The organism is Streptomyces lacaronensis, from assembly GCF_047337785.1.
Lineage (GTDB): Bacteria > Actinomycetota > Actinomycetes > Streptomycetales > Streptomycetaceae > Streptomyces > Streptomyces lycopersici.
The window spans coordinates 7,937,037-7,960,537 of record NZ_JBLHDK010000003.1 but is presented as its reverse complement, the minus strand read 5'-3'; the positions used below and the strand labels follow the sequence as shown (position 1 = coordinate 7,960,537).

Genomic DNA, 23,501 nt, shown 5'->3' with positions numbered 1-23,501 from the left:
CTCACTCATGACCTTGAAGATGTTCGTCAACGGCCAGGCGATGTCCGGAGGCAGCCTCAACCACGCGCTGGAGGACGCCCGCCCGCTCGGCCCCGCCCGCACGGCGCCCGCCTACCGCTTCTTCTCCGTACGCGACGAGTTCCCCGGCCTGCACCCGGTCACGGAGGGCGGCGCGGCGATCAACGGCGAGGTGTACGAAGTCAGTTACGAGGTGCTGCGCGATCAGCTGCTCCCCGCGGAGCCCCAGGAACTCGAACTGGGCGTCATCACCCTGGAGGACGGATCGGGTTCCTTCTCGATGCGTATGCGTGCCTCCGCGCTGACGGCCCCCGGTGTCCTCGACATCACCGCCCACGGCGGCTGGCACGCCTACCTCGCCACGCTCTGACCGCCGTCCCTCTTACTGGAGGCTCACCATGTCCCCTTCCGAACCGATCGACCTCGTCGTCCGAGGCGGCACCGTGGTCAACGCCGACTGGCAGGGCGCCGCGGACGTCCTGGTCGGCGGCGGAAAGGTCCTGGGGGTGGTGGAACCGGGCGCGTACCGTTCCGCACAGCCGCCCGGCATCACCCAGATAGACGCCGCCGGACGCCTCGTACTGCCCGGCGGGGTGGACCCGCACTGCCATGTCGGTTTCACCTCGGGGGACTTCACCTCCCTCGACGACTACCGGCAGGCCACGACCGCCGCTGTCTTCGGCGGTACGACCACGATCGTCGACTTCGCGATCCCCCGCCCCGGGCAGAACCCGGCCGATGTCGCGGCAACCCAACGCGCCAAGGCGGGGCGGGGGTTGTGCGACAGCGCACTGCACGCGTGCGTGGTCCAGTGGGACGACACCGTGCCGGAGCAGCTGCGCTCACTGACCTCCGACGGCATCGTCACGGTCAAGATGTTCACCACCTACCGCGGCGAGACCATGGCCGACGAGAAGACCATCCTCAACGTGATGACCACGCTGAGGGACCTCGGCGGCATGGTGGTCATCCACTGCGAGGCCGACCACATCATCTCCGACGTGCAGGAACGCGGTGAAGCGGCCGACGCGATCAGTGCCTGCCACCACGCCGGCACCAGGCCGGAGCTGGCCGAGAACGCCTCCGTCGCCGAGATCCTCGCCATCGCCGAATCGGTCGCGGCCCCCGTGTACTTCGTGCACCAGTCCACGCCCGAGGCCGTCGACCTGGTGGCGCGCGCCCGCAGCCGAGGGGTGCGCGCCTTCACCGAGACCGTCGCCCATCATCTCGTCCTGGACGACACGGCGTACGCGGGCCCGCACCCGGAGCGGTTCGTGTGCTGCCCCCCGCTGCGCGCCGCCGGCACCGTCGCCGGGCTGCGCTCGCGGGTTCTGATGGGTCAGGTCGCCACCGTCGGCAGCGACCACTGCTGCTACGACACGGCCCAGAAGGAATCGGTGAGCCACGACGTACGGGCGATGCCCAACGGTCTACCGGGAGTGGAGACCCGTATGCCGGTGATCTTCAGCGAGCTGGTGCTCAAGGGCGGCCTGCCGGCGGGCCGCTTCGTCGAATTGATGTGCGCCAACCCGGCCAGGCTCAATGGCCTGTACCCCCGCAAGGGAATCATCGCGCCCGGCTCGGACGCGGACCTGGCGATCTGGGACCCCACAGCCACCCGGACCGTCCACAGCACAGGCCTGCACATGGCCACGGACTACACGCCGTACGAGGGCATGACGGTCACCGGCTGGCCGGAGACCGTCATGGTGGGCGGCCGCCCCGTCGTCGAGGCCGGCCGGCTGACGGACGCCGAGCCCCGCGGCCGTCATCTGCGCTCAGGCCCGCTGAGCCGGTCCCTGGTCTGCTGATACCGCGGATCCCGCGGATCCCCTTGATGCGGCGGACGTCGCGGCAGATGACAGGACTGGCCGGATGGACTCCGGTTCCCGTCTCTCCGAGTGGTCCCGAGGCCAGCGAGCAAGATCAAGGGGCCGCGTAGGCCGCTCACGGCCAAACCGGCGCCCGCCGGGCCCCTGTGTGTCCCCTGGATCTTGGTCTGAACGGATGAACGGGAGTCCCCGCGTCAGCGCGGCGACTCCCGTTCTTATGTCTTCGCAGGTCAGGATGGGGCCTGCCCGCGTGGTGCCCGGTGGGGCGGGTGGGACTCGAACCCACGGCCGACGGATTATGAGTCCTTTCATGATCGTCCGCGATCTTCCCGATCTTGGCTTCCTCTTCACGTTTTCGCAGGTCAAAGCCTTCTCTTTATGCCGGCCATGCCAATCCTTTCCTGATCTTTCCCGGCCCTTCCGGCCACCTACGGGCCACTGGGGCCACATGCGGGCCACCGTGAGCCCCACACCCGAGCTATGCAGTCAGCGACAAAGCACCGCAGAGTGTGATGGCGCAGGTCATCGACGAGTATCGGTTGCTGAGTCGAAGTTGCGAGCAGCGGAGTGCCTTACCGGCGAAGCGGGCTCCCGCCCCCTGTGCCCGAGGTAGAGCCGAGCGGATTCTTGCAGGTCAGCCGCCGTTTCCAGGGTACGCGCGGTTCCCCGTTCATGCTGCCTCCGTGCCGTCGTGTTCGGGGAGTGGCAGTACGTCAGGGATCGCCTTCACAGGTGCGGTCTTCTTGGGCGGCTGGACGGCTAGGGTCTCTCGTTTGGATCACGTCGGGCTCGCGGGCCTTGGTGCCGCACCTCGTAGCGTTGTCACCCTGATCCCCCCGGCCGGCGGCCCGGCAGACCGCCCCCTGCCTACTCCCGCAACGCGCTCCCACGACATTTCAACTCCTCGTCGCTGGGGATAGCTTGGGATGGACAGCGGATAGCAGGTGACGTCTCAGAGAGCGGTAAGTGACGTGCTGCCCGTTTCGCGCTTGCCGCTGGGGCTGTCGGGCTGGTGGTGGCCTCTCCGGGGGGCTATGGCCGAGCGGTGGAATCGCACCTGGGGTGTGCTGAACTGCGGCATACGGTCATCTTCCCCCGTCGCAGTCGCCAAGCAGTAGCACGTCCGCGCACCCGCCGGCCGTCTTCCCTGCCGCAACCGCACGGAGGCGTTCAGCACGCCTGACCCACAAGCCCGTTGCGGTTTCGACTCGCGGCCCCCTGCCGGGCGCAGCTGGTATCAGTAGTCCCATGGACCTTGTCTGGGCACGACTTTCCCTGTGCGTGATCGCCACGGCGGTGATGAGCGGCTGTTCCGGTTCCTCCTCCGGCGAGGACGGCGGCAAGGACTCCGCCTCCGCACCGGTCCCGAGCCCGAGCGCCTCGTCCTTCCCCTTCCCCACCCTCACCCCCACGGGGAGCCCCTCACCGTCCGGCCAGGCACTGCCGGTCAGGGTCACGAAGACGTACCAGGGCTTCGTCTCCGGCCTCGACCAGGTGGAGAAGCTCCTGCCGCCCGACCCCGGTCTGGGCGCCTCGGCGACCGAGAAGGTGCTGTACTCACTCCGCCAGAAGACGCTGCTCATGACCCAGTTCAAGGGCCGGACGAGCGCATGGTGCGCCGACGGCGGTGTGCAATTGGCGGCAGGGAAGAAGACGGAGTGCACCGTCAAATACGACGGGGTGAACGTCCACTGGACCGTCTCCGTCCCCTCCACGTACCGGGAGAGCGACTTTCTTGTCGAGTACGGCGTCAGCGCCCACGGGACGACGGTGCTGAAGTCCGAGGCCGTGTACAGCCGGTTCTGGGACGGCTACCACGAGCCCGGCTGGGAGCTGCGCTGCGACCGGATGCCGGCGTTCAAGGTCGTGAAGGTGGGCGAGGACACCGGGTACGACTGCCAGTTCCTCAACCCCCACGTGTCCCCCGCGGCCTGGCACAACGTGTCGGTCAGGATCAGCGAAAGGGGCGTCGACTTCACCTGATCCGCAAACGCGGCCGGGGGGCGGTGACTCGGGCTCAGGGATGCGAAGCGAAGACCTCGACCGGACGCAGCAGCACTGAGAGGACGTCTGCCACCGTGGTGGTCATCAGAGGGTGTCGAGATCCGCTCGGCTCGCGGCGAATCGCGCTGCAGCGTCCCGGAATGCTGCCAAGAGCGCGGCAGGGTCGCACTCGGTGTGGATGCCGTCGAGCAGGAACCTGGCGAGGTCGTAGCTGGGGTCGATGTCGAGGGCGTCCGCGAAGGCGTGGGCGGCGGTGACGGTGTCGTCCTGTCGCCAGGCGACCCAGCCGAGGAGGGTGAGGAGCGGCGGGGCCTTGTCGGTGTGCGGCGGTACGCAGCGCCGCGCGAGGTAGCCCCAGAGCTGCCGTTCGTAGGGGAGATCGTTCTCCTCACCGATGGACAGTGCGGCGTCCCTGGTTTCCCGGTCTTGCAGGTCGACGATTATGCGCGCGGCGATCTCGTCCATGAGCTGAGGTCGGCCGTTGCGGAAGTCGGTTAGGGCTCCGTCGATGATGTCGGCGGTGTTGTGGCGGGCGAGGATCTTCTGGTCGTCGGTGAGGTCCTGAGGCAGGTAGCTGACGGTGGCCACGTCGAGGGCTTCGCGGTACCGCGCCACATTGGTGTCAGTGGGGCTGTACTCACTGGCGACTTGGACGGCGTGCTGGAGGTACGTCGCGCGGTGGGTGCTGCCCTCCCGGGCGGAGGCGAGCCATTCTCGGGGGTCCTCGCCGTCGTTGATGCCGAGGTGTATGCCGGTGGCCAGCTCGTAGTCGGGGTCGGTGGTGATGGCGTCGCGCAGGGCGAGTCGGGCCGCGATGAGGTCGCCTTGCCGCCAGGCGACGAACGCGAAAAGCGTCAGGATGGGCACGCTCTCCGGCTCGAACGGTTCGGCGCAGTGCCGGGCGAGGTAAGCCCAGAGGCGTCGGGCGTGGGGGAGGTTGCCGTCCTCGGCGTGCGCCATACCGGCCTCCACGGCGGCGTCGTCCTGAAGGCCGACGATGAGCTGCGTGATCAAGGGCCTGCTGAGGATGGTCGCCCCGTCACGGAACCGGCTCATGGCGGCGTCGATCTGGTTCAACGTCGTCATGAGTGTCGCGTCGCGTCCGGCATTGGTCGCGCACCGCGAGTTGAAGCGGAGGGCGGCGATGTGCAGGTCCTTGAGGAAGCTGGGGTCCGCCGTGGCCTGGAACTCCTTGATGATGTCGCGGGTGCGGGGGCCGGGGGTACGGCCGAGGCGGGTCATCTGCGCGGCGACGCTGGTGGGGTCGTCAGGAGACGGCAGTGGTTCGCCCTCGCAGCACCCGTCGATGTCGCACTCGTAGGCCCACCACCGGTTCGCCACGAGCCCGATCGTTCGGAGGACAGTGGCGCGGAGTTCCGCGAACTCGTTCGTGAGCCAGGTGCCGACGGGGGCGAGGAGCGCGGCGGTCTCCTCGGGGCTCTGGCCGGGGCGCGGTTCGCGGCAGAGGTAGATGACGATGCCCTGGGCGGGGTCGTGCCTCCGGTCGTGGGCGTAGGCAACGAACTGGCGGGCGGCGTGCTCGGCGGTGGCCTGCCACTCGGTGATGTCCTCGGGGAGAGGGCAGGTCATGGTCGGCCCATCGAGGAAGTCGGGGCCGGGGGCATGGAGGGCGATGCTGTCGTCCGGGTAGTGGCCGAGGAGGTACGGCAGGATCTGGGCGAGGTCGGGCAAACTGGTGATCTGCACGGTGTTGTTGGGCGTGCTCACTTCTGGGTTCCTTCCTTCTGCGGGGCGGTGTCGGGCTGCCCGATGCGGGCGGGCGGCGCCGGGGCGGGAATGCCGCGTGGCTTGTTCGTGAGAGCGGGGAGCAGCCGTTCGCAGACGAGTACGCCGAGGTCGGCGGCCAGGGCCTTGCTTGTTCGGGTGGCCAAGACGGTGTGCCAGGTGCGGCCGGGCTGGAGCCGGGCGTCGTTGGCGGCTTGCGCCTCGGCCCGCTCGATGTCGGTGCCGTCAGGGATCGGCGGCAGGTCCGGGCCAGCGGTGATCCAGGTCTGGATGGCAAGGCCGCGGGACTGGACGCGGAGGCCAACGCGGTGACCTTCGGGGTGCTGGTAGGAGGCGGTGCGGTCGGGAGTGTCGGTGTCCTCCTTGCTCCACGGCGGGTCGAGGTCGGGGGCGATGTGGCCGAGGGGCGGCACGTCGACCTCGTCGCGGGGTCCGGCAAAGGCCGGGCGTCGACGACGTGGTGTCGGGGTGGTGCCGGGCCGGGCGAAGGGATCGGCTTCGGTCACGCGGCGTTGCCTTCGCTGGGCATGAGCTGGTCGACCAGGTCCAGGGCGCGGCGCCAGGCGACGATCGTGCTGGCGGTCTCCATGTACCGGTCGCGCTGCTCGAAGGCTTCCTTCGCTTCGGCGCGAGTCTTGGCGTAGTCGTCGTCCGGGGCGAGGGAGTCGGCGCAGCCGATGAGGCAGCGCGGGCCGAGGTCCCAGATGATCGCGTTGATGGCGGCGCACCCGGCGGACAGCGAGTCGATGTCGTTGCCGTACCAGTGGAAGTCGTGCGGGTTGAGGCCGAGGTCACGCAGACGTTGGGCGACTGAGCGGAACATCGTGCCGGAGCCGACGGCGGGTTCGCGGATGGTCATGCCGGGCTGGGCGAAGTCCTTGTCCACGGTCATGTTGGCCATCAGGTCGGTGACGCAGGCCGGAGTGTGGTACTCGCCGCGCCACTTCTTGTCGCTCTTGTGGCGCAGGCCGGTGAGTAGAGGGCTGAGGACATCGGTCTCGGAGCGTTGCCAGGGGTCGTCGTGGCCGGTGAGGTCGAGCAGTCCGGTGTTGATGGCGACGCGGGTGACGGCGTGGACGGCGCGGAGCTGCTGCTTGTCAGGGTCGGGGTTCCAGGCCCAGTCATGGAGTCGTATCGCGCGGTTGATCAGGTCGGGGCGCTTGATCCAGTGGCCGAGGTAGATCTCCTTGAGCAGTTGCGGGAGTTCCTCGGGCTGGAGGTTGAGCATCCAGTCCGCCAAGCCGGGGACGTTGCGCAGCAGTGAGAGCCCCGCGACGGTGCCGAGGGGGACGTCGATGCTGCTGCCGCCGAAGGACTGATACCAGGCGTCGAGGACGTTCTCTGCGATCTTGCGGGCGTGCTCATGCCGGTCGCGGGGGGCAGCGTAGCGGCGGGCGGTGATCTTCCCGCGGGTTCGAGCCTTGGACTTGGGTGGGGGCTTCTTCGCCCACGAGGGGGCGGGCCGTGCGGCGGCAGGGGCCGCGGCGCGGGGCAAGAAGGCGTCGGACACGGAGCAGATTCCTTTCTGCGGGCGCGCATGGGGCCGCCCCGGTGCGCGGCGCGCAGCCGGGGCGGCGTGTGGATGGGTTATGGGTGCGGGGTCAGCTGGTCTGCTGGAGGTCCCGGGGGGTGGCGAAGATGCTGCGGACCTCGACCGCGTACGCGGCTTCGGCATGTCCGGACTGGCGTAGGCCGCTGATGAGGAAGAACAGGGCCGCCTCGTCGGCGTCCATGTCGCTGATGAGCTGGTCGAAGCTGGTGTCGCGCAGCGCGTCGGGGCGATTCTCGTAGCCGATGCGCAGGGTCTCCTCGATCTCGGCGAGGGTCGCGGTGGTCTGCTCGTCGGTGAGGCCGAGCAGGTCGGCCCAGGACGCCAGGGTGGCGTCGTCGATGGGGAGCTTCACGGTCTGGTGTCTTTCTGGGTGGCCGTGCCGGCCGCGTGGTGCGGCCCCAGGCACGGGCGGGGGTCAGGAGTTCGAGGGGGCGGGGAAGGTGTTGTTCCGGTGGTCGGGGTGGACGGCGGCGAGCAGGCCCTCGTACACGGGTTCGGTGATCACGCCCCACCCGGCCCACCGCATGACGGCGAGGTAGCCGCCTCGGCCTCCGGCGAAGCCGGTGCGCTCGTCGCAATCGGGGTCGGGGTTGATGAAGACCCAGCCGGGGAGTTCCTCGCCTGCCGGTTGCACCTGGAAGCCCCAGCGCAGGGCGTGGATGCCGTCGGTATGGATGGGCGGCAGGCCAGCTGCCTGGAGTATGCGGATCGCCCGCTGTACGTAGGGGTGGTCGTGGTGTTCGGGCCGCGTGCCGACGCCCTTGCGGATCGGCACGGGGTGAGCTTGGGTGCCTACGCTGGCGCGGTAGATGTCCATCAGGAGCAGGGCGTCCTCGCTGCGGCCTGCGAAGCGCATGGCGAGGTTCGCGACGATGGCGACGGCGAAGCGATCGCGTTCGACAAGACGCCGGAGCTGTTCGCCAGTCAGCTCATGAAGGCAGCTTTCGTGGATGGCCCTGTGGGCTCGTGCTGCGGTGCTCACCGCGCGGGCGACGTGACTGGGGTCGACGTCGATCAGCTCTGCCAGGAGGTGAACTCCTCGGCTGTGGTTCATGGTGGTGGTCTCCAAGAGGTTTTGCGTTTGAGCGCGCCCCCGGCGTGGGCCGGGGGCGCGGGGTGTTGACGGGGTTCGGGGCCGGTTAGCGGCGTCCGCCACATCCGGCGTGGCCGCAGCCACCGCAGAAGCCGCCGCTGTTGCACTCGCAGCCGCATCCGTGGTTACTGATTTCCACTCCCAAATCCCCTTTCCATTCGGGTATTTCCCGAATTCCTTACTTATATCTTAATGGCAAATACCCTAAGAGCAAGAAATACCCGATGGAATGCAAATTTAATTTCCGCAATTCAATTCCCTAATTTGCGGCTGCTGGAATGAGATCGGGCCATCGGAACCGGCACAACGCCCGCCGGTGCGCGTCGGGGACCGGGATCGGCGGGTAGCCGAGCCAGTCGAGCCCCATCGCGGCGAGGATCGTGGCCACGCTCGACAGGGTCACGGGGCGTCGGCGGTCACGCGGCACCTCCCGCGCGCCGGATCACCTCGGCCGTCGGAAGTTTCCGACCGGCTCGGGGCCGTGCACGGCTCGGGCGCTGACCAGCTCTTTCTGGCCGCTCACCACTGCCCCTCCCCGGTCGCGGCACGGTGCTTGGTGATCAGGCGCTCCGCCTCGGCCATGGCCGGCCCCTTGTGACGGTCGGCCCACTCGCCGTCGTAGCTGCCGACCGGCCCCCACAGGTACCAACCGGTGTCGTGGTAACCGTCCTTCGGGTTCTTGCGGCGGTGGCTCAGCTCCCACCAGCCGTCACGCCAGCGCCACAGGCGCTTCGCGTCCGGCTCGGGCACCCAACCGGCCCGCTCAGCCAGGGCTTGGAGGCGGGCCAGGTCGGTGCGCAGCATCGCCGCTTCGGCGGCGGCGTCCAGATCGCGCGGAGCAGTGTGCCCGGTGCCGCCCGCCGGGTACGCGGGTCCTGCGGCGGGGCAAAGGCTGAGCTGGCTCACGGCGTCGTCCCTCTGACGGGCAACGCGCCGCAACAGACGGGCCGCACCGGACAGACCCCGCTCCTCCAGCCACTTCGCGGTCGTGTCGACCTCTACGCCCACGGAATGGTCGTTCATATCGCGCTCCTTCGGCGGGGCCGTCCCGGCGCGTGCCGGGACGGCCCCTGGTGTGCAGCGGGTTACGGACGGGCGACCTTGGGCGTCTTCGGGTCCTTCCGGACGCAGTTGCCGCTCTCGGGCATCGCGCGGCGGCCTGCGACGAGGTCCTTGAACCGGGCGCCGGGACGGAACTTCACGATGTAGCTCGCGCCGACCTGCATCCGCTCGCCGGTGTTCGGGTTGCGTATGGTGCGGGCCGGGCGCTCCTCCCGGGTCAGGCTTCCGAAGCCGGTGACGGAGACGACCTCCCCGGCGGCAACGGCGCGGACCATGGCGTCGAGCACGGTTTCCACGGCGAGCGTTGCCGTAGCGCGGTTGCCAGTCGCCTTGGCCACGACGTTGATGAGCTGGGCCTTGTTCACTGGGCATTCCTTTCGGATCGCTGGCTGTGCCGCAGGAGTTGAGGGGCGGGCGCGCCACGCGGCAGGCAGAGTGCTGAGCCCGAAGCCGGGGTCCGCGTCGTGGTCGCACCGCGCGGCGCGAGAGAGCAAGGAATCATCCATGAATGTCATCTACCTTTTGTCAGCCGGGAAGCCGGGTCAGGAACTTCCCGACCGCGAGCACCTGGGAGATCGGCAGGGTGGCGGCCGCGTCGTCGGCAGAGACCAACGTCGGCTCTTCGCCTGGGCCGGGCCGGGCGGGCACGACCCACACCGTCCGCGTGCAGTCCGCATACCGCGCCCCGACCTCGAGGAAGGCCCCAGCGAAGAGAAACAAGCGAGTGCGCAGCGAAGAGGACCACCCCTCGCCCGGCGTCGGGCCGTCCCAGGTGTGAGGGGCCTGAAGGCCGAGGAAGTCCGGCCCGGCGGTCACCAGCGTCCCCACAGGCCCCAGGGAGCTGAACTCGATCGCCTCACCGTCCTTGCAGGCGCTCCCCCACAGCGCGAAGTCGTCGGCATTGAGCTGCACGGGGCGGCCGACGGCCAGGGAGTGGTCGCGGGCATCGAGCACGAGGCGCAGCAGCGCACGCCAGGACAGGCGGCCGACGTGGGGCGCGGCAGGGACCGTGATTTGCGCGGGGCCTTCGGTGAAGCGGAGCTGCTGGTGGCGGTCGCTGGTGACGTGCTCGACGGTGACGCGCTTGGAGGACTCCAGCCAGGCGCGCAGCGCGGCGGCATCGCTGTAACCGACCGGTGCCGTCCACACGCTGCCCGCGACGGAAGTACGAGCGACGGCGAGCGTTCGGTCACTGCATGCGACCGCATGGAGGTGACCCGGTGTGCAGTCGAGGATCAGGGCGTCGAGGTCGTTGGCGGCGTCGTCCGCCCGGAACCGGTGCGGGGCAACACGGTCGAGGATGGCCGCCAGATCGCTGGCCTTGATGGTGAACATGCTTTTCTCCGTAGGAGTTGTAGGGACGGTGATCAGGCGCCGGTGGCACGCTTGCGAGCCCGGCGGGCCCGTTGGGCGAGCCGTCCGGCTTCCCGGCACAGGGCGCACGCGCTCTCCCCGCGCCGGTTGTGGGCACGGGCCCCGGCTTCGGTGCCGTGGGTGATCGGGCGCCGACCGCGCACACGCAGTTCGGCGGGCCGCGCGCCCTCGCAGGTCGCGAGGACTCGGCCGTTTCGCCAAAGCCGCCCGCCGCAGACGCCGTCGAACAGGCTCATGCTCGGCATGACCAGGTCGATGCACGGCGACCGGAACGGGCAGCCCTGGCAGGCAGCGAGGAGGGAGAGGACCAGCGGCTCTGTCGGGGCTTCGGCCGCCGTCTCCTCGGACGTGAAGCGGACGTCCCCGGCGCAGGGGGCCTCACCGACCCACCCATTGCCGCTCATCTGCTCCTCCTCCCGTTCGCTAGGCGGTCGGCAGCAGCAGCAGGCGGACCTGATCGCTGACGCTGACGTTGGAGCCGTAGGGATGGGTGAAGTCGCGCGGTATCGGCCTCAGGTAACGGTCGGCCAGCGGCGGGAGGAGGAAGACCTGCGCCACGAGACGAGTGAGGGCGTCGTCGCACGCGCTGCTGAGCCGGGGCCGAGCCACGGGAGCGGTAGCCTTACCGTCCGACTGCTCCTCGATGACCCCGACGACGCGGCCCCCGCCTGCGCGGCTGTCCACGATGACCGCCGTCGCCGCAGGGTGGTGCCCGCGTATCAGCTCAGCTACGCGGGCCGCGCGGTCGGCCGGGGGCAGCTCCAGAAGCCAACTGCCGTCCATACCCATGTTGCGCCGCACGAGCGCCCACACCGGTGAAGTCGGGGGCAGGAGTGCGTACTCGATGTCCAGGATGATGTCCGAGTCGATCTCGTTGAGCGGATGCCCGGTCTCGGTGCCGTCCCACAGCCAGGGGCACGCTCCGAGCGGGCTCGGCTGCTCGCCGAGCACGCCGTAGACGGTGACAGTGCGGTCTTCGGCGCTGCGGTCGATCGCGACGTAGACGGCCTCGGGGCAGCGGGCACGGATCTTGGCGGCAAGGTGGTCGATGATGCCCAGGCAGTGGGCACGTTCGGCTCGGAGGCGCGCGTGAGCCAGCTCCTCTCGCTGCTGGGCGAGGATGGCCACTGCATCGTGGGTTGCCGGTGTCATGGCAGGGGTGTCCCTTCTTCTTCGGGGAGGGGGAGCAGGTCAGGCGAGGACGGGCATCAGACGTTCGCCGAGCCAGTGGGCAACGTTGACGCTCACGGCGTTGCCGGCCTGCTGGGTTTGGGCGGCCTGGGTGCCGACGACCTCGTACGTCTCGGGGAACCGCTGGCCCGACAACTGCTCTCTGGGCTGGAGCATCCGGAAGTAGCAGTCCTCGATGGCAGGCGCGCTGCGCACGACGGCCGCCGAATCGCGAGTCGACAGGGTGTGCAGGGGCACGCCCGCGGTCTTCGGCGCGGCCCGCCGGTACGGGATCACCAGGGTGTTGCGCGCCCGGGTGCGGACATCGCCGTCGGGCACGACCAGGCCGTGATGCCGGGCGGTGGCGATGGTGCTGAGTGGGGCGTCGACGGGCGCGGCGTCGCAGTTCTTGCGGAACTCCACGATGAACGGGTCCACGGTGACGAGGGCTTCGCTCTCGCGGGTGGTCCTGGTGCGCATCGGCTCCTCGATTGGCGAGGCGGTGTCGTTCCACGAGCCGCCGACCGGCACGAGCAGGGCTTCGCCGAGCTTGGCCGTGCGGGTTGGCAGCGGCCGGGTGTGCGGGGCGAAGGCGCGGTCGGTGCCGTCCTTGCCGTGGGTGAGGGTGACGACGGACGGCTCGTAGGGGAACTTCGCCAGCCCGGCTGCGATCCGGCGCATCGTGTTGGGCACCAGAGGCTTGGCTCGGTCCCCGATCCGCTGGCCGATGTTGTCCCACATGATCACGTCGGAGGCGGGGCGAACATACGGCTCCACCAGCGCGTGACCGCAGTGGCTGCGCGGGCACCGGTAGTCGTACTGCTGCTGGTATTTGCCGTACTTCACCCGCGGGTCGCGCCAGCTCTGGCGCGCATTGACGTCCAGCCCACACTTGAAGCAGTGGGCCAGCGGGCGCGGCGCGAGGTCGGGGCGACGGATGCCGGAGAGGGTGAAGACGATGTACACGCGGTCGCGCCACTGCGGGGCGCGTAAGTTGGTCTCCGAGCCGATGTGCGCGGAGGACACCGAGACGATCTGGACCCGGTAGCCGAGCTTCTTCATGGCGCGGATCCACTCGGGGAACAAGAGCCAGTCGGTGATGAACTCGACGACGTTCTCCACGACGACGCAGGGGAACCGCTTCGCCTCGGCGGCGCGCAGCACGCACCAGGCGGTCACGCGGGTCTTCTCGAATGCTTCAGGCGGCAGTTCGCGCCACTGCTCTTCTTCCTCGAAGAGGGCGTCCTGCACGGGGTCGGGGCGCTTCCTCCCGCCAGCGGGGCTGACCTCGGTGCAGATGACCGAGGCCCACAGCAAGAGGGCCTTCGGTAGCCAACGCATGGGGTAGTTCTGGATGTCTGCGCAACGCGCTGCTGCGTTCGGGTGGTTGAGCTCGACGGTGTCGACGGCGGTCTGCCAGTGATTGATCCCGAGGATCGGCTCGAACCCGGCTTCGAGCACACCTTGGCCATCTCCCCCCGCTCCGCAGAGCAGGTGGATAGATCGGGGCACGGTCGTGGTCTCCAAGAGGTGGGGCCGCCCGGCCCGGTTCGCGGGCCGGGCGGCCATGGTCAGGACTGTTCGGAGGCGCGTGATGCGTGGAGGTTGCGGCTGTCCTCGATGCCGAGTGCGGTGAACGCCGTCAGGCCGAGGACGCACACGATCAGCAGCCAGATCACTGGTCCGCGCACCCGGTGGGGCGCGGTGCGCGGCGTGACCGGTCAGTCATTGCTGCGGGTGACACGGAGGGTGGTGATGTATCCGTCCCTCTCGAACAACGCCAGCGGGTAGCCATCCCGTTCGGGCCGCTGCCAGACGCGGTGGTACCCCTCGAAGTCGGTTAGCTGTCGCGACCACTCCGTGAATCGGGCGAGGGCGCCCGCCGCGCCTTCGGTCCCGGCAGTCGAGTTGTGGTTTATGCCGTACGGCGCGTTGTGCGTAGCCGAGACGAACAGCCGGGGCGCGTGGCAGGGGAGGTCGAGGCCGTCGATGCGGGCCATCAGCGGGATCAGACTGTTGCCGTGGTGGCGCTGAGGACCATTCGGAGTCGAGTCGTACAGGACCGTGTGCTTGCTGGTGTGCTCCGTGTCCTGGCGGATGGCGGTCCAGCCGGTCACCTCGGCGGGGTCGACGGGCAGGCTGTGCTCTGAGGCGATGATCAGTTCCGTGCCGTCTCGCAGGTCGGCGCGGACGTAGAACTCGCCGCCGCTGGTCTCGACGTCGGTGACCCAGCCCGCGTAGCGCAGCGGGGTGATGACGTGCCTGTAGCCGTAGAACAGCTGCTGCCACATCGGGTCGGTGGTGCGGTCGTGGTTGGGCAGAGCCGCGATGGTAGTCATGTTCTGGTCTCCAAGAGGGTGTGCGCGGTGGGCGCACAGAAGGTGCGCCCACCATTTGAAAAATGTCACCTACCTGACGTGAAGTGAGCGTCAGAGGGTGGGCAGCTCACTGCGTGCGAGGATCTGCACGGACCACATCCGGCCCCCACGGGTGACAACGCAGCCGATCATGCGCCCCTCGTGGGGCAGGACGAAGCCGCTGCTGCCCTCCTCCCTACTCAGGTCGCGAACGAGCTCGCGGACGCCGTACTCGGCGCACTCGGCCGAGCAGAACAGGCCGTCACCGACTCGCGGAGCGAGGTGCGGGCCATGAATCACTTCAGCGACCACGACGTAAGCATCGGGGGCGGGAGTGAGCATGTCGGTCAAGGTGATCTCCAAGAGGTTGGTGAGTTCGGCCAGTTCCGAACCTTACTTATATCTTAATGGCGGGCGTCAATGTTGGCGATCTCGCTAACGCCCCTGTCTGCGACGGGAGTTGGCTCCCTTCTCGCGTCCCATGCGGGCCAGGTCGCGCACCCGCTGGCGGGCCATTTCCAGGGCCTGGGGGTCCGTCTTGGCCACGCGGCGTTCCTGCTCGACGAAGAACTCTCGTAGCCAGTCCTGCTGGTCGCGATGCTCGCGGTCGGCCGCCTCACGCCGCGCCTCTTCGCGCCCAGCACGCGGGTTCGTGCCGCACCCTCGGCAGTTCGCCACGGGCTCGGCGTGCTTCGGGCAGCCCGCCCGCTGCTGCGCCCCGCGCCCCGCCCCCGGCTCCCCTGCGGCGTCAGCCGTGGGGGTAGGGGGGTGAGGAAGAGAAGAGGAAGAAGAAGGAAGAGAAGGGGTTTCCCCAGGGGAACCCGCCCGGTTTCCCTGCGGCAACCCACTGGGTTCCCCCACGGCAACCCTGCCCCGAGCCGAATCAGGGTTTCCCTGGGGCAACCCTGGTTCCGGACCCGGCTCGGCAGAGGCCCGCGTCTCTTCCCGTGCGGCAACGTCCCGCTGTGTGCGGGCCGCTGACGACGGCTTGCGGCGCCAGGTCTTCCGGGCCAGCCGAGGGTTCGTCGGGGCGCGCTGCGCCGCACGGCGCCGTTCGATCAGCTCCTCCGTCGACGGGACCGGCGGCACACCGTGCGGGAACACCCGGTACTCGGCACGGCGCCCGACACGGCCGATCGTGACCCGCTCGACCAGGCCGAGCCCGACGAGTTGCGTCACCACCGTGATGACCTGTTTCTCTCCCACGCCGGCCCAGGCCATCATCCGCTCCAAACCGGGCCGGGCCAGCCTGGTCTGGTCATCGGCCGAATCCGCGATCTTCATGAGGACCAGCTTCTGCGTCGTGTTGATCACCTCCTTCGGCAAGTAGGCGGCCACCACCATCAGTTGAATGCTCACCGGCACTCTCCGTGTCGCGCCCCGTTCGCGCCGCTCCGGGGCGGGGACAGGGCACACCGACCCCGGCCCCGCCAGGTGGCACGCTCAGGGCTTCTTCCTGGCAGTGACGTTGATGCTCACCGTGGTCCGCCGGTCGTGGTCGAGGCGCGTGGGTACAGGAATGCCCACCTGCTTGAGCTTGGCCTTCATCGCCGCCACGTCCGGTGCCATCGGCACCTCCAGCCCGGCACGGCGGTACAGCGAGACCATCGCCTCGACGTCATCGACCTTGGTCGGGTTACCGCCGCTCCACTTCAGGACGTTGTCGCCGTAGACCCCCGGCTCGGAGCCGTCGAGCTTGGCTCGGAGGAACTTCTGCCGGTCCTTGAGCGGCTTGATCTGCTCGGAGACCTCGGCGTACTCGGCCAGCGCCTTCGCACGTTCCTCGTCGTCGTGGATGAGCTGGCTCTGCGACGAGCGCCCGGCGACGAGCGGACCCCAGCACGCGGTACGGAACGGACAGTGGTCGCAGATCACGGAGATGCCCGGCCCTTGGAAAGTGCGCGGCAGTTCCTCGGGTGAGGCAGCCGCCCGGACCTGCTGGACCCACCAGCGGGCGCGACGGGCTCGGTCGGCCTCGTAGGCGATCTCCTGGATGTGGTCGTCGCCGTTGTCGCGGTTGATGAACCGGAAGCGGATACGGGCGACCGGCACGGGGCCGAGCTGGGCGAGCTGCCGCTGGCCCCTGACACTGGCGAAGCCTTCCGTGCCGAGCAGGTCGGCGTACAGATACACCTGCCGCAGCTCGGCCTGACTCGCGCCGTACCGCAGGACGCTGTCCCACTGGTACGTGCTCTTGGTCTTCACGTCCTCAACGGTCGTCTCCTCCGCTGGGAGCGTGGGGCGCAGCCGCTTCGGGAGCCGGGCGGCGGTCGTGCTGTCGAGCTGGACGGCGTCGATGTGGCCCCGGACCGTCTCGTCCTCCACGCGGCGCTCGACGAGCCAGCCGTACTCCTCGCGGGCGGCGTCGAGCATCCCGTCGTGCAGCCAGGTCCCGAGGATCGCCTTCCGCTTCTCGCCGACGTCTGTTGGGGTGCGGCCGTGCAGAAGGTACCCGGCCCGGCGTGCACACACGGTGTCGCTGGCTCCGAGCTTGGTCTGTTGGGAGCGGGGACGGCGCGAGTCCGCAGCGTGAGCGGCGGGCCACAGGCTGACGGGCCGCTCAGGGGCGATAGCCATAGTGGTCACTGTGATCTCCAAGAGGGTGGGGTGCCGCCCGCCGAAGACGGGAGGGCACCCGGTGTCGGCAGGGGTCAGGTGGCGGCGCGGCGCGGGGAGGCGGCCCGCTTCCGCGGTGCACGCTTCGCCGGGGGCGTGGCCTCGTCGGGCTCGGCTTCGGCGTCCGGCTTGGGCGTGGGGGCAGCCTTCTTCGTGGCTCGCGCCCGCTTCTTCGGCGCGGGCTTCTTCGTGGCCTCGTCCTTGTCCACGGCCTCGGGGCCGTTGGCAGACGCCTTCTTCGCGTCCTCGCCCTTGTCGTCGCCCGCCTCAAGTCCGGCGGCCTTTCGCAAGGCCCGGGTCGCGTCCTCCGCTTCGCGGACGACGGCTTCGGCGTCGGCCCGCGCCATCTCCTCGTCCACGTACACGCCGGACAGGTCCTGGGGAGCGGCCATCCGCAGGCCACCTGCCTCAGCGCACTTGCGGAGCATGTGGGCGGGCATCTGCCGCCACATCTTCGCGACGACGTACGCGCTCTGCTTGCGGTCGTAGTACGTCGGGGCGAACTCGTCCCATCGGGCGATGAACGGGAACCGGCTGGTGCCGCGCAGGACAGTGACCTTGACCGCAGTCGGGTACTCCTTGGAAAGCCAGACCTCGTGGGCGTTGCCCTCGGAGTCGTAGTAGACGGTGTCCTCGTAGGAGATCGATTCCCCGGCCTTCGTCGCCGCGCGGTGGGCGACGGCGCGGAAACCGTCGATGCCGGTCTGAATGGTCCAGGTCTTCTCGGGCTCGTCCGGGTCGTCGGCCGCCTTCCAGTTGGTGCGCCCGATCATGTAGATCTGCCGGGCGAAGGGATCGAGCCCAGACCTCACACAGAAGTGGAAGAAGATGGCCAGCTGTGCGCGCGGTGCCTGGGTGAGGCCGGGGCTGATCAGCGACAGGGCGGCCACCTGACGCGCGTCGAACTCCATCTGGTCGGCGCGCAGCACGACGGCACTCTGGGAGACGCTGCGGTCGGGCTGCTTATCGGGGTTGGTCGGCGCTGGGCCAGCCGACGTTGCGTCGATGCCCTGCTGCTCGGTCGGTTGATTCATCGGTCCTTCATCTCCAAGAGGGTTGGTTCAGTCGGCCCGCAGACTGCGGACTTCGAAAGCGCGCGCCCATTCGGGGTGCCGCTCGATGAGCAGCCGGACGTACCGGCTGCGGAAGTTGTTGTTGAGGCGGAACTCGTCGCCCTCGGTCGCCGTGGCGTAGCGCCAGCGCAGGACCTCGAAGAGCATCCCGATACCGACGCGGCTCGCTCCGCGCTCCAAGTAGTCGGCGGTCAGGGCCTCCAATGCGCGCAGCACCCAGGGGTTGAGCTGGTGGAACGACTCGAACTGCGCCTGGATGGACGCTGGCTGTCCATCCGGCTGCCTCACGGTGTGGATGACCAGGCCCGGTATCTCGTCCTGGATGTCTGCCATACCCACCCCCTAATGACTGCTTGCAAGAATGTCACCTATCTTGCGGGCAAGCGAACGGGCGATCAACCCCACCCACTACAGCCGCAACTTCAAGCCCTGGCCAGGCTCAGGCGGAGGTCCGCTCAATCGCGTCCTCCATACACGCTTCGCGAGCCTCATTGGCTGCCGACGCCGCCTCCAGGGCCCGGACGGCGAGGTTCGAGTCGGGGCACTTCAGCACGTAGAGCGAGAGAGCCCCCTCCAGCACCAGGGCCTCGCGGGCACTCATGATCACACCCCCCGGCCGCTCTGCGTGGCGATGAACTGCACTTCTGCCTCCTTGGTGAATCGCGAACCCCCGAAGGGGGATTACTTATATTTTATTGGCAATTCGAGGCTAAGTACAGTTTCTGTCCAGGTCAGACGGCTTTTCGGGCATGGCGACCTCGGGTCAGAACACGGCTGCCGGGGCCGTCGTATGTGCCATCGCGCAAGGCTGTGACAACCTCCTCGTCGATATCCCAAGGCAGGCTCCGTGCGCTCTCTCGGAGCTTTGGGACAGCGGCTAGGACGGTGTCCAGCATCCAGAGCCTCGACCCGGACAGCAGCCAGTCGTGCGCCGTAAACCGGCCTGTCGCGATGGTCGTGGCGAGGTTCCCCTGGGCGGGCAGGTGGAACAGTTCGATGATCTCCTGCTGGCCGACAATCGGCGGCAGTTCATCACACAGGTTGGGTTCCCAGCCCTCGCCCTGCTCCGCGATGAGCTGCGCCCTGATGCTCAGATCGACCTGCCGGAACCGCGGGGTCGTCGCGCCCCACCCAGCCGCGAAACCGAGCGGCCAGTACCGTACCCCGCTAACCACCAAGGCGGTCGACGGGTCCAGCACACCGCGGCTCGGCGCCAGCCACTGCGCCACCTGCTTCGGATCGACGCGGTACAGCGCGGCGAACTCCTGGTGCCCGACCAGGTACGGCTTACGGCCAACCATGCCCCATCCTCCGCTCGGCGCTCACGCGTGACGACGGAAGAGTAGCCGTGGCGTCGCACGCCACGCTTGGTGCAGCAGCTCCAGATTGGACGGCGATCCGTCGTTCACGCGTGTGCCACCGGATCTTGAGTGCGTGCCAACGAACCTTGATGAACGCGAGTGTGTGCCATCGAACTTTGGCACCGCCTGATTCGTGTCGCTGGGGCTTGACCGAGCATGAGTACGACCCCGGATCATGTCTGCATGGCGGACACCGCGGCGTTCTACGGATTGGTCGGGGCATTAGGGGGCGCGCTGCTGGGCGCTGGAGCAGCCGTCACGGCTCCGTTGCTCCAGAACAGGAATGCGACGCGCGATCGCAATCGGGCAGAGGCAGAGGATGAGATCAACCGTCTGATTCGGGTCCGTAGTAGTGCGCGCGCAGTGGTCAAGCTCCAGCGAGAGGCTGTCGCCGCACTGGCAGATGATCACCGAGTCGAGGTCAGTGAGTTCACCTCCGCCATGTCCAGCGCCCTCGACGACCTGCAAGATGCGGCGGACAGCGTTCTACTGGACGGTTGGTTGATCCCGATTTCCGACGGGAGTCTGATGGGGCGCCGCTTCAGGAGACCACGGGTTCCCGAGCCTCGACGTCTGTTCCGAGACGAACTCAATGCGTATCTGGCGACCAACGGGTTGACGAACCCTTTCGCCCTGCCTCTGACCGCATTTGAACGCTTGGGGGATGAGATTCGCCGTGCGGCGCAGGCCCGGGCCGAGGGGATTCCCGTCGAAGCCATCGACTCCCTTCGCGACCAGGTGGCCGAGGCCGAGCGACTGCGCGGGGTGCTGATCTCGGAGGTCCTGGACCGCATCGAACGGGCTCAGCGGAAGCGTTCCGCGCGCTAGTAGGCAACGGTCAGTCGGCGTGGAACACCTGGCCCGTGACGCGCAGCGATAGGTGACCATTCGCAGCTCTGGCTGGCCACGAAGCGACGCAGCGCAGCAGACTGTGGCGGGGACCGAAGGCTAACCCTTGGTACCATCGCCTTGGTCTTCCAAGAGGCCCGAAGGCCCCGTCGCGAGACGGGGCCTTCTCTTATGCTGCTGAGCAACCTCTCGAACCCAACACGGTATGCAACCGCGATACCGGGGACAGTTAGTTACGCGCGGCCTCGAATATGGCGAGCGCCACGGCGGTGACGCTGGCGAGGACGGCCAGGGTCGGAAGCGGCCACCGCCCCTTCTCCAGTGCGGCGACCCGCTCCTCCAGCTCTTCCAGCGCCTTGTCCGTCTGGTCACTGCGCTGGACGATGAGAGCCAGCTGCCCGTCGATGCGAGCGAACCCGACTTCCAGCGCCTGACGCAGCTCGGCCAGGGCGAGCGCGACCTGTTCCTCAGGCACGGCTCCCTCCTTCTCTTTCGTCGCCGACCGGTCAGTGCTTCGGCGTGGCCGGGTCGCGCTTCACCGGCAGCCAGGACGCTGTTCCGGGCCGGCCCAGGGCAGTGCCGAGCGTGGACTTCAACGCGCTGAGCGCGGCGGGTATCGCGGAGACCGCAGCGGCCTGCCATGCGGACAGGGACACCATGTCCGTCGTGCTGGCGGCGACCATCAGGCCCAGCAGCGACTGAAGGTAGGTGGCAACGGTGCGCTCAGCGATGTCGGCGAGGGCCTGCGGCATGGGGTCGTGCTCCTGGTCCGGGGTGGTCGGATTCGGTTGGGGGGCACCGGCCTGGTGCGGGACGCGGAGGTCTGCCCAGGTCTCGGGGCCGGGGATGCCGTCGGCGTCCGCACCGTGGTGGCCGCGCTTGATCTGGTAGGCGGCGTACGAGCGACGGTGCGCGTCGTTCCACACCTGGCCGGGCGGCGTTTCGTAGCTGTCGCAGCCCTCTGCGATCAGTCGCTTCGCCATCGCGGCGATCACCGGCGAGGAGCGCCCGTTGCGGAAGAAGTGCTCGCCTGGGTACGCCGCGTACTTCGGCGTCGGCTTGGGTTTCGGGTCCGGCTTCGGCTTCGGCTTGGGGTCCGGCTTCGGCCTACCGCCGTCCTTGAGGTGGCGGGCGACCCGAGCGCGAAAGTCGTCCATGTCGATGCCGCCCGGGTCCGGCTTCCCTGGCCGCCACTCCTTGTGACCGATGACGGAGTGTTCATTCCAGCCGTGGACGCGGCAGATGGCCGCCGCCGCTCGGGCCATCGCGTCGAGCTGGGCCGCCGGCCACGGATGGCTCCCGGTGCTGATGCACTCGAACCCGTAGAAGTGCCTGTTCCCGTCGGTGTCCGCCTCGTTGTCGCGCGGGAGGGTCTTCTTCTCCGCGATGACTGCGAGCAGAACGTCGGTGTCGCCCATCCCGGCGTGGTTGCAGCGCCCGTAGCCGACGAGGTGGACGGTGCCGGAGCGGTCGATCACGCCGTGGCAGAGCGGTCCGGGCAAGTCCTGGTAGCCGGTCCGGCACAGCTCCACCATGTCCTTCTCGGAGGTGTACGGCCCCGTGTGATGGATCATGACGCCGTTCGCCGGGCCCCAGTTGCCGTGGGTGTTCCGGTTGTGGGTGCGCCACTTGCCGTGCTCGACCACGCCGAGCCCGGCGCCCTTCAGCACAGACAGAAACCTGTCCGCGCTCAGCGGTGTAGCCACGCGCTTCGTCCTTCTCCCCTGCGCCGGATGGCGGTCTGCCGTGGCCGCCACGGCGGTCCGGTCCCTCGGGAGTGCGAAGCGGGTGGAGGGTCACCCAGGCGTCATGCTACCGGCGGAGCACCGGCCAGGAGCCGGGCGCCGCCGGTCAGGTGCCGTCGCGGTCGGTTCGGATCGACGCGCTGTCGAGGCTGATCCAGGATGCGCGGACGCTTCCCCCGCCCTGGACGCGCAGCCGCACCAGGCCCTTGGGATCGACGTCGAGCTGGAGGGTGCGCCGGGCTGCGTCGGAGGCGACGTCGACCGTGCGCGGTGCTTCCGGCCAGTAACCTTCGGGGAGCAGCGCGACCAGCTGTTCGTCCGTCGCGCGGTCGCCGGTCAGTCCGATCCGGCCGCAGAACTCCGTGGTGCCCCAGGGGTTGGCGCGGAACTGTGGTGGCTGTTCTTCGTCGGCGATGGTGGTGTCGCCGGTGAGCGGGAGATCTCGCCACTCCGGGTACGGCGCGCGGCGGGCGCGTTCCAGGGTGGTGACCCGCCTCTCCAGCCTGGCCAGTCGGCGGCCGAGGGTGGCGATCGTGTCCGGCATCTACTGCTCCTCTCCGTCGCCCGCCTCGTCCTCGGGCTTGTTGGTGCGCTCCAACTTCAGAGTCACGCGCTCGGCGGTCTCGCCGTCACCGGGCCGTACGGTCCAGCCGACGAGGCGGCACCAGCCGTCGAACTCGGTATGCGGCTCGAACAGGCGGACCCGTACGTCGTCCCCGATTCTCAGCGAGTGGACCGGAGCAGCCGGGTGGTCGATGATCTCCAGCTCGGTCAGGGCGGGAAGGACCTGACGAGCCAGCCGCTCGCGGCGGGCCCGCTGCTTCAGCTTGGCCTCGTCCTTCTCGCTGGTCTCCAGCCGGTACTCCAGGCGCAGGCGGCCGTTACGTACGCCGTCCACGACGACCTTGCGCTTCTTGCCCTCGCCCGCGCCGAGCCCGATGACCCACTGAGCGTAGGAGTCGGCGTCCTTGATGACGTGCGGGGTGCCGACGACGTTCGCGCCGGTGGTGAACGTCAGGTCCTCCCGGAGTCGGCCGAGCCGCGGCGCGCCAAGGATGACGCGCCGCTCGGCTCGGCGCCCGCGCCACGTCGCTGTCTCCGACCACTCCAGGCCGTCATCGGTCTCGGCCATCTCGTCCACCATCTCGCCGAGGTTGCGCGGGTCGGTCTTCGCGGTGGTGTACGGGTCCTTCGCGGTGCCGGTCTTCGCCTTCGACTTCGTGTCGTCCACGCTCACGCCGAGGTCGCCGTCCGGCTGGGCCTGGGCGTAGGCCCACACATCGCGGATCACCTGGCACGGGTCGGCCTCGATGTACGGGCCGCGGCCGTCGAGGTTGCCGTGCAGGTCGAAGCGGCGGTGGAGGTAGCTCGTGAAGCCGGAGGCTTCGACGGGCAGGGTGTTGCCCTCCGGCTCGGCGCGCCACAGGATGCCGCCCCAGTCGAGGCGGGCGTTGCGCTCGACCAGAAGCACCGTGTCGCCAGCGTCGAGCGTGTCGCTCAGCGAGCGGCGGAATGAGGTTGGCAGGGTCGCCTTCAGCGAGCCGGGCCCGGATATCTCCGGGCCGTACTCGACCTCGCCGAGCGGGAGGTTCCAGTGCAGGACGTCACCGGTCGCGGCCCGCGCGACGATGTAGCGGTAGTCGGCCATC

26 protein-coding genes and 1 pseudogene are annotated in these 23,501 nt (G+C 68.9%); 4 read left to right on the top strand and 23 right to left on the bottom strand.

The window, feature by feature from the left end:
* Window positions 1-7: 7 nt before the first annotated feature.
* The 3 genes from ACMTAK_RS34075 (at window position 8) to ACMTAK_RS34065 (ending at window position 3,833) form a co-directional block, all read left to right on the top strand.
* Complete coding sequence (locus ACMTAK_RS34075; protein WP_413809718.1) at window positions 8-388, top strand: allophanate hydrolase-related protein; 381 nt, start codon at window positions 8-10, stop codon at window positions 386-388.
* Window positions 389-416: 28 nt separating this feature from the next.
* Window positions 417-1,829 (top strand): dihydropyrimidinase, encoded by a 1,413-nt coding sequence (hydA, locus tag ACMTAK_RS34070; protein WP_413809717.1) that lies wholly within the window; start codon window positions 417-419, stop codon window positions 1,827-1,829.
* Window positions 1,830-3,098: 1,269 nt separating this feature from the next.
* Window positions 3,099-3,833, top strand: coding sequence for a hypothetical protein (locus ACMTAK_RS34065; RefSeq protein ID WP_413809716.1), 735 nt, complete (start codon window positions 3,099-3,101; stop codon window positions 3,831-3,833).
* A gap of 105 nt (window positions 3,834-3,938) precedes the next feature.
* Here ACMTAK_RS34065 and ACMTAK_RS34060 read toward each other — a convergent pair whose 3' ends face one another.
* The 19 genes from ACMTAK_RS34060 to ACMTAK_RS33970 all read right to left on the bottom strand — a co-directional run bounded on the left by ACMTAK_RS34060 (window position 3,939) and on the right by ACMTAK_RS33970 (window position 19,198).
* Entirely contained in the window at window positions 3,939-5,582 is a 1,644-nt protein-coding gene (locus ACMTAK_RS34060; RefSeq protein ID WP_413809715.1) for a DUF4192 family protein, read from the bottom strand.
* Window positions 5,579-6,106, bottom strand: a complete 528-nt coding sequence (locus ACMTAK_RS34055) for a hypothetical protein (RefSeq protein ID WP_413809714.1) — start codon at window positions 6,104-6,106, stop codon at window positions 5,579-5,581. The genes ACMTAK_RS34060 and ACMTAK_RS34055 overlap by 4 nt, the downstream gene beginning before the upstream one ends.
* Window positions 6,103-7,110 carry an N-6 DNA methylase gene (locus ACMTAK_RS34050; protein ID WP_413809713.1) on the bottom strand — a complete coding sequence of 336 codons (1,008 nt, stop codon included), beginning with the start codon at window positions 7,108-7,110 and terminating at the stop codon, window positions 6,103-6,105. Before ACMTAK_RS34050 ends, ACMTAK_RS34055 begins: the two co-directional genes overlap by 4 nt.
* A 91-nt stretch (window positions 7,111-7,201) precedes the next feature.
* Entirely contained in the window at window positions 7,202-7,504 is a 303-nt protein-coding gene (locus ACMTAK_RS34045; protein ID WP_413809712.1) for a hypothetical protein, read from the bottom strand.
* Between the two features lie 63 nt (window positions 7,505-7,567).
* Window positions 7,568-8,206 (bottom strand): hypothetical protein, encoded by a 639-nt coding sequence (locus tag ACMTAK_RS34040; protein ID WP_413809711.1) that lies wholly within the window; start codon window positions 8,204-8,206, stop codon window positions 7,568-7,570.
* A 558-nt stretch (window positions 8,207-8,764) separates the two neighbouring features.
* The gene (locus ACMTAK_RS34035; protein WP_413809710.1) at window positions 8,765-9,268 is read right to left on the bottom strand and encodes a hypothetical protein; all 504 of its coding nucleotides are present in this window, start codon (window positions 9,266-9,268) and stop codon (window positions 8,765-8,767) included.
* Between the two features lie 62 nt (window positions 9,269-9,330).
* Window positions 9,331-9,672, bottom strand: a complete 342-nt coding sequence (locus ACMTAK_RS34030) for an HU family DNA-binding protein (protein ID WP_413809709.1) — start codon at window positions 9,670-9,672, stop codon at window positions 9,331-9,333.
* A gap of 160 nt (window positions 9,673-9,832) precedes the next feature.
* A complete protein-coding gene (locus ACMTAK_RS34025) occupies window positions 9,833-10,642 on the bottom strand; it encodes a hypothetical protein (protein ID WP_413809708.1) in 810 nt (269 codons plus the stop codon).
* 32 nt (window positions 10,643-10,674) lie between these two features.
* Entirely contained in the window at window positions 10,675-11,085 is a 411-nt protein-coding gene (locus ACMTAK_RS34020) for a hypothetical protein (protein WP_413809707.1), read from the bottom strand.
* Window positions 11,086-11,104: 19 nt separating this feature from the next.
* On the bottom strand, window positions 11,105-11,833 hold the full coding sequence (locus ACMTAK_RS34015; protein WP_413809706.1) for a hypothetical protein: 729 nt from the start codon (window positions 11,831-11,833) through the stop codon (window positions 11,105-11,107).
* Window positions 11,834-11,872: 39 nt separating this feature from the next.
* A complete protein-coding gene (locus ACMTAK_RS34010) occupies window positions 11,873-13,420 on the bottom strand; it encodes a DNA cytosine methyltransferase (RefSeq protein ID WP_413809705.1) in 1,548 nt (515 codons plus the stop codon).
* A 152-nt stretch (window positions 13,421-13,572) separates the two neighbouring features.
* The gene (locus ACMTAK_RS34005; protein WP_413809704.1) at window positions 13,573-14,190 is read right to left on the bottom strand and encodes a hypothetical protein; all 618 of its coding nucleotides are present in this window, start codon (window positions 14,188-14,190) and stop codon (window positions 13,573-13,575) included.
* Window positions 14,191-14,280: 90 nt separating this feature from the next.
* Window positions 14,281-14,550, bottom strand: a complete 270-nt coding sequence (locus tag ACMTAK_RS34000; RefSeq protein ID WP_413809703.1) for a hypothetical protein — start codon at window positions 14,548-14,550, stop codon at window positions 14,281-14,283.
* Window positions 14,551-14,643: 93 nt separating this feature from the next.
* Entirely contained in the window at window positions 14,644-15,552 is a 909-nt protein-coding gene (locus ACMTAK_RS33995) for a helix-turn-helix domain-containing protein (RefSeq protein ID WP_413809702.1), read from the bottom strand.
* 99 nt (window positions 15,553-15,651) lie between these two features.
* Window positions 15,652-16,785 carry a PD-(D/E)XK nuclease family protein gene (locus ACMTAK_RS33990; RefSeq protein ID WP_413809701.1) on the bottom strand — a complete coding sequence of 378 codons (1,134 nt, stop codon included), beginning with the start codon at window positions 16,783-16,785 and terminating at the stop codon, window positions 15,652-15,654.
* Window positions 16,786-16,859: 74 nt separating this feature from the next.
* A complete protein-coding gene (locus tag ACMTAK_RS33985; RefSeq protein WP_413809700.1) occupies window positions 16,860-17,858 on the bottom strand; it encodes a recombinase RecT in 999 nt (332 codons plus the stop codon).
* Between the two features lie 27 nt (window positions 17,859-17,885).
* Complete coding sequence (locus ACMTAK_RS33980) at window positions 17,886-18,230, bottom strand: hypothetical protein (protein ID WP_256114427.1); 345 nt, start codon at window positions 18,228-18,230, stop codon at window positions 17,886-17,888.
* Window positions 18,231-18,336: 106 nt separating this feature from the next.
* Complete coding sequence (locus tag ACMTAK_RS33975) at window positions 18,337-18,498, bottom strand: hypothetical protein (RefSeq protein ID WP_413809699.1); 162 nt, start codon at window positions 18,496-18,498, stop codon at window positions 18,337-18,339.
* A gap of 130 nt (window positions 18,499-18,628) precedes the next feature.
* Entirely contained in the window at window positions 18,629-19,198 is a 570-nt protein-coding gene (locus ACMTAK_RS33970; RefSeq protein ID WP_413809698.1) for a hypothetical protein, read from the bottom strand.
* A gap of 243 nt (window positions 19,199-19,441) precedes the next feature.
* Between ACMTAK_RS33970 and ACMTAK_RS33965 the strand changes: the two genes are divergently transcribed.
* Window positions 19,442-20,086, top strand: coding sequence for a hypothetical protein (locus tag ACMTAK_RS33965; RefSeq protein WP_413809697.1), 645 nt, complete (start codon window positions 19,442-19,444; stop codon window positions 20,084-20,086).
* Window positions 20,087-20,336: 250 nt separating this feature from the next.
* Here ACMTAK_RS33965 and ACMTAK_RS33960 read toward each other — a convergent pair whose 3' ends face one another.
* The 4 genes and pseudogenes from ACMTAK_RS33960 to ACMTAK_RS33945 form a co-directional block, all read right to left on the bottom strand.
* On the bottom strand, window positions 20,337-20,582 hold the full coding sequence (locus ACMTAK_RS33960) for a hypothetical protein (RefSeq protein WP_413809696.1): 246 nt from the start codon (window positions 20,580-20,582) through the stop codon (window positions 20,337-20,339).
* Window positions 20,583-20,910: 328 nt separating this feature from the next.
* Window positions 20,911-21,813: pseudogene (locus tag ACMTAK_RS33955) on the bottom strand (peptidoglycan-binding protein); the annotation flags it as partial.
* Between the two features lie 145 nt (window positions 21,814-21,958).
* Entirely contained in the window at window positions 21,959-22,396 is a 438-nt protein-coding gene (locus ACMTAK_RS33950) for a hypothetical protein (RefSeq protein WP_413809695.1), read from the bottom strand.
* The gene (locus ACMTAK_RS33945; protein ID WP_413809694.1) at window positions 22,397-23,500 is read right to left on the bottom strand and encodes a hypothetical protein; all 1,104 of its coding nucleotides are present in this window, start codon (window positions 23,498-23,500) and stop codon (window positions 22,397-22,399) included.
* Window position 23,501: the final 1 nt, after the last annotated feature.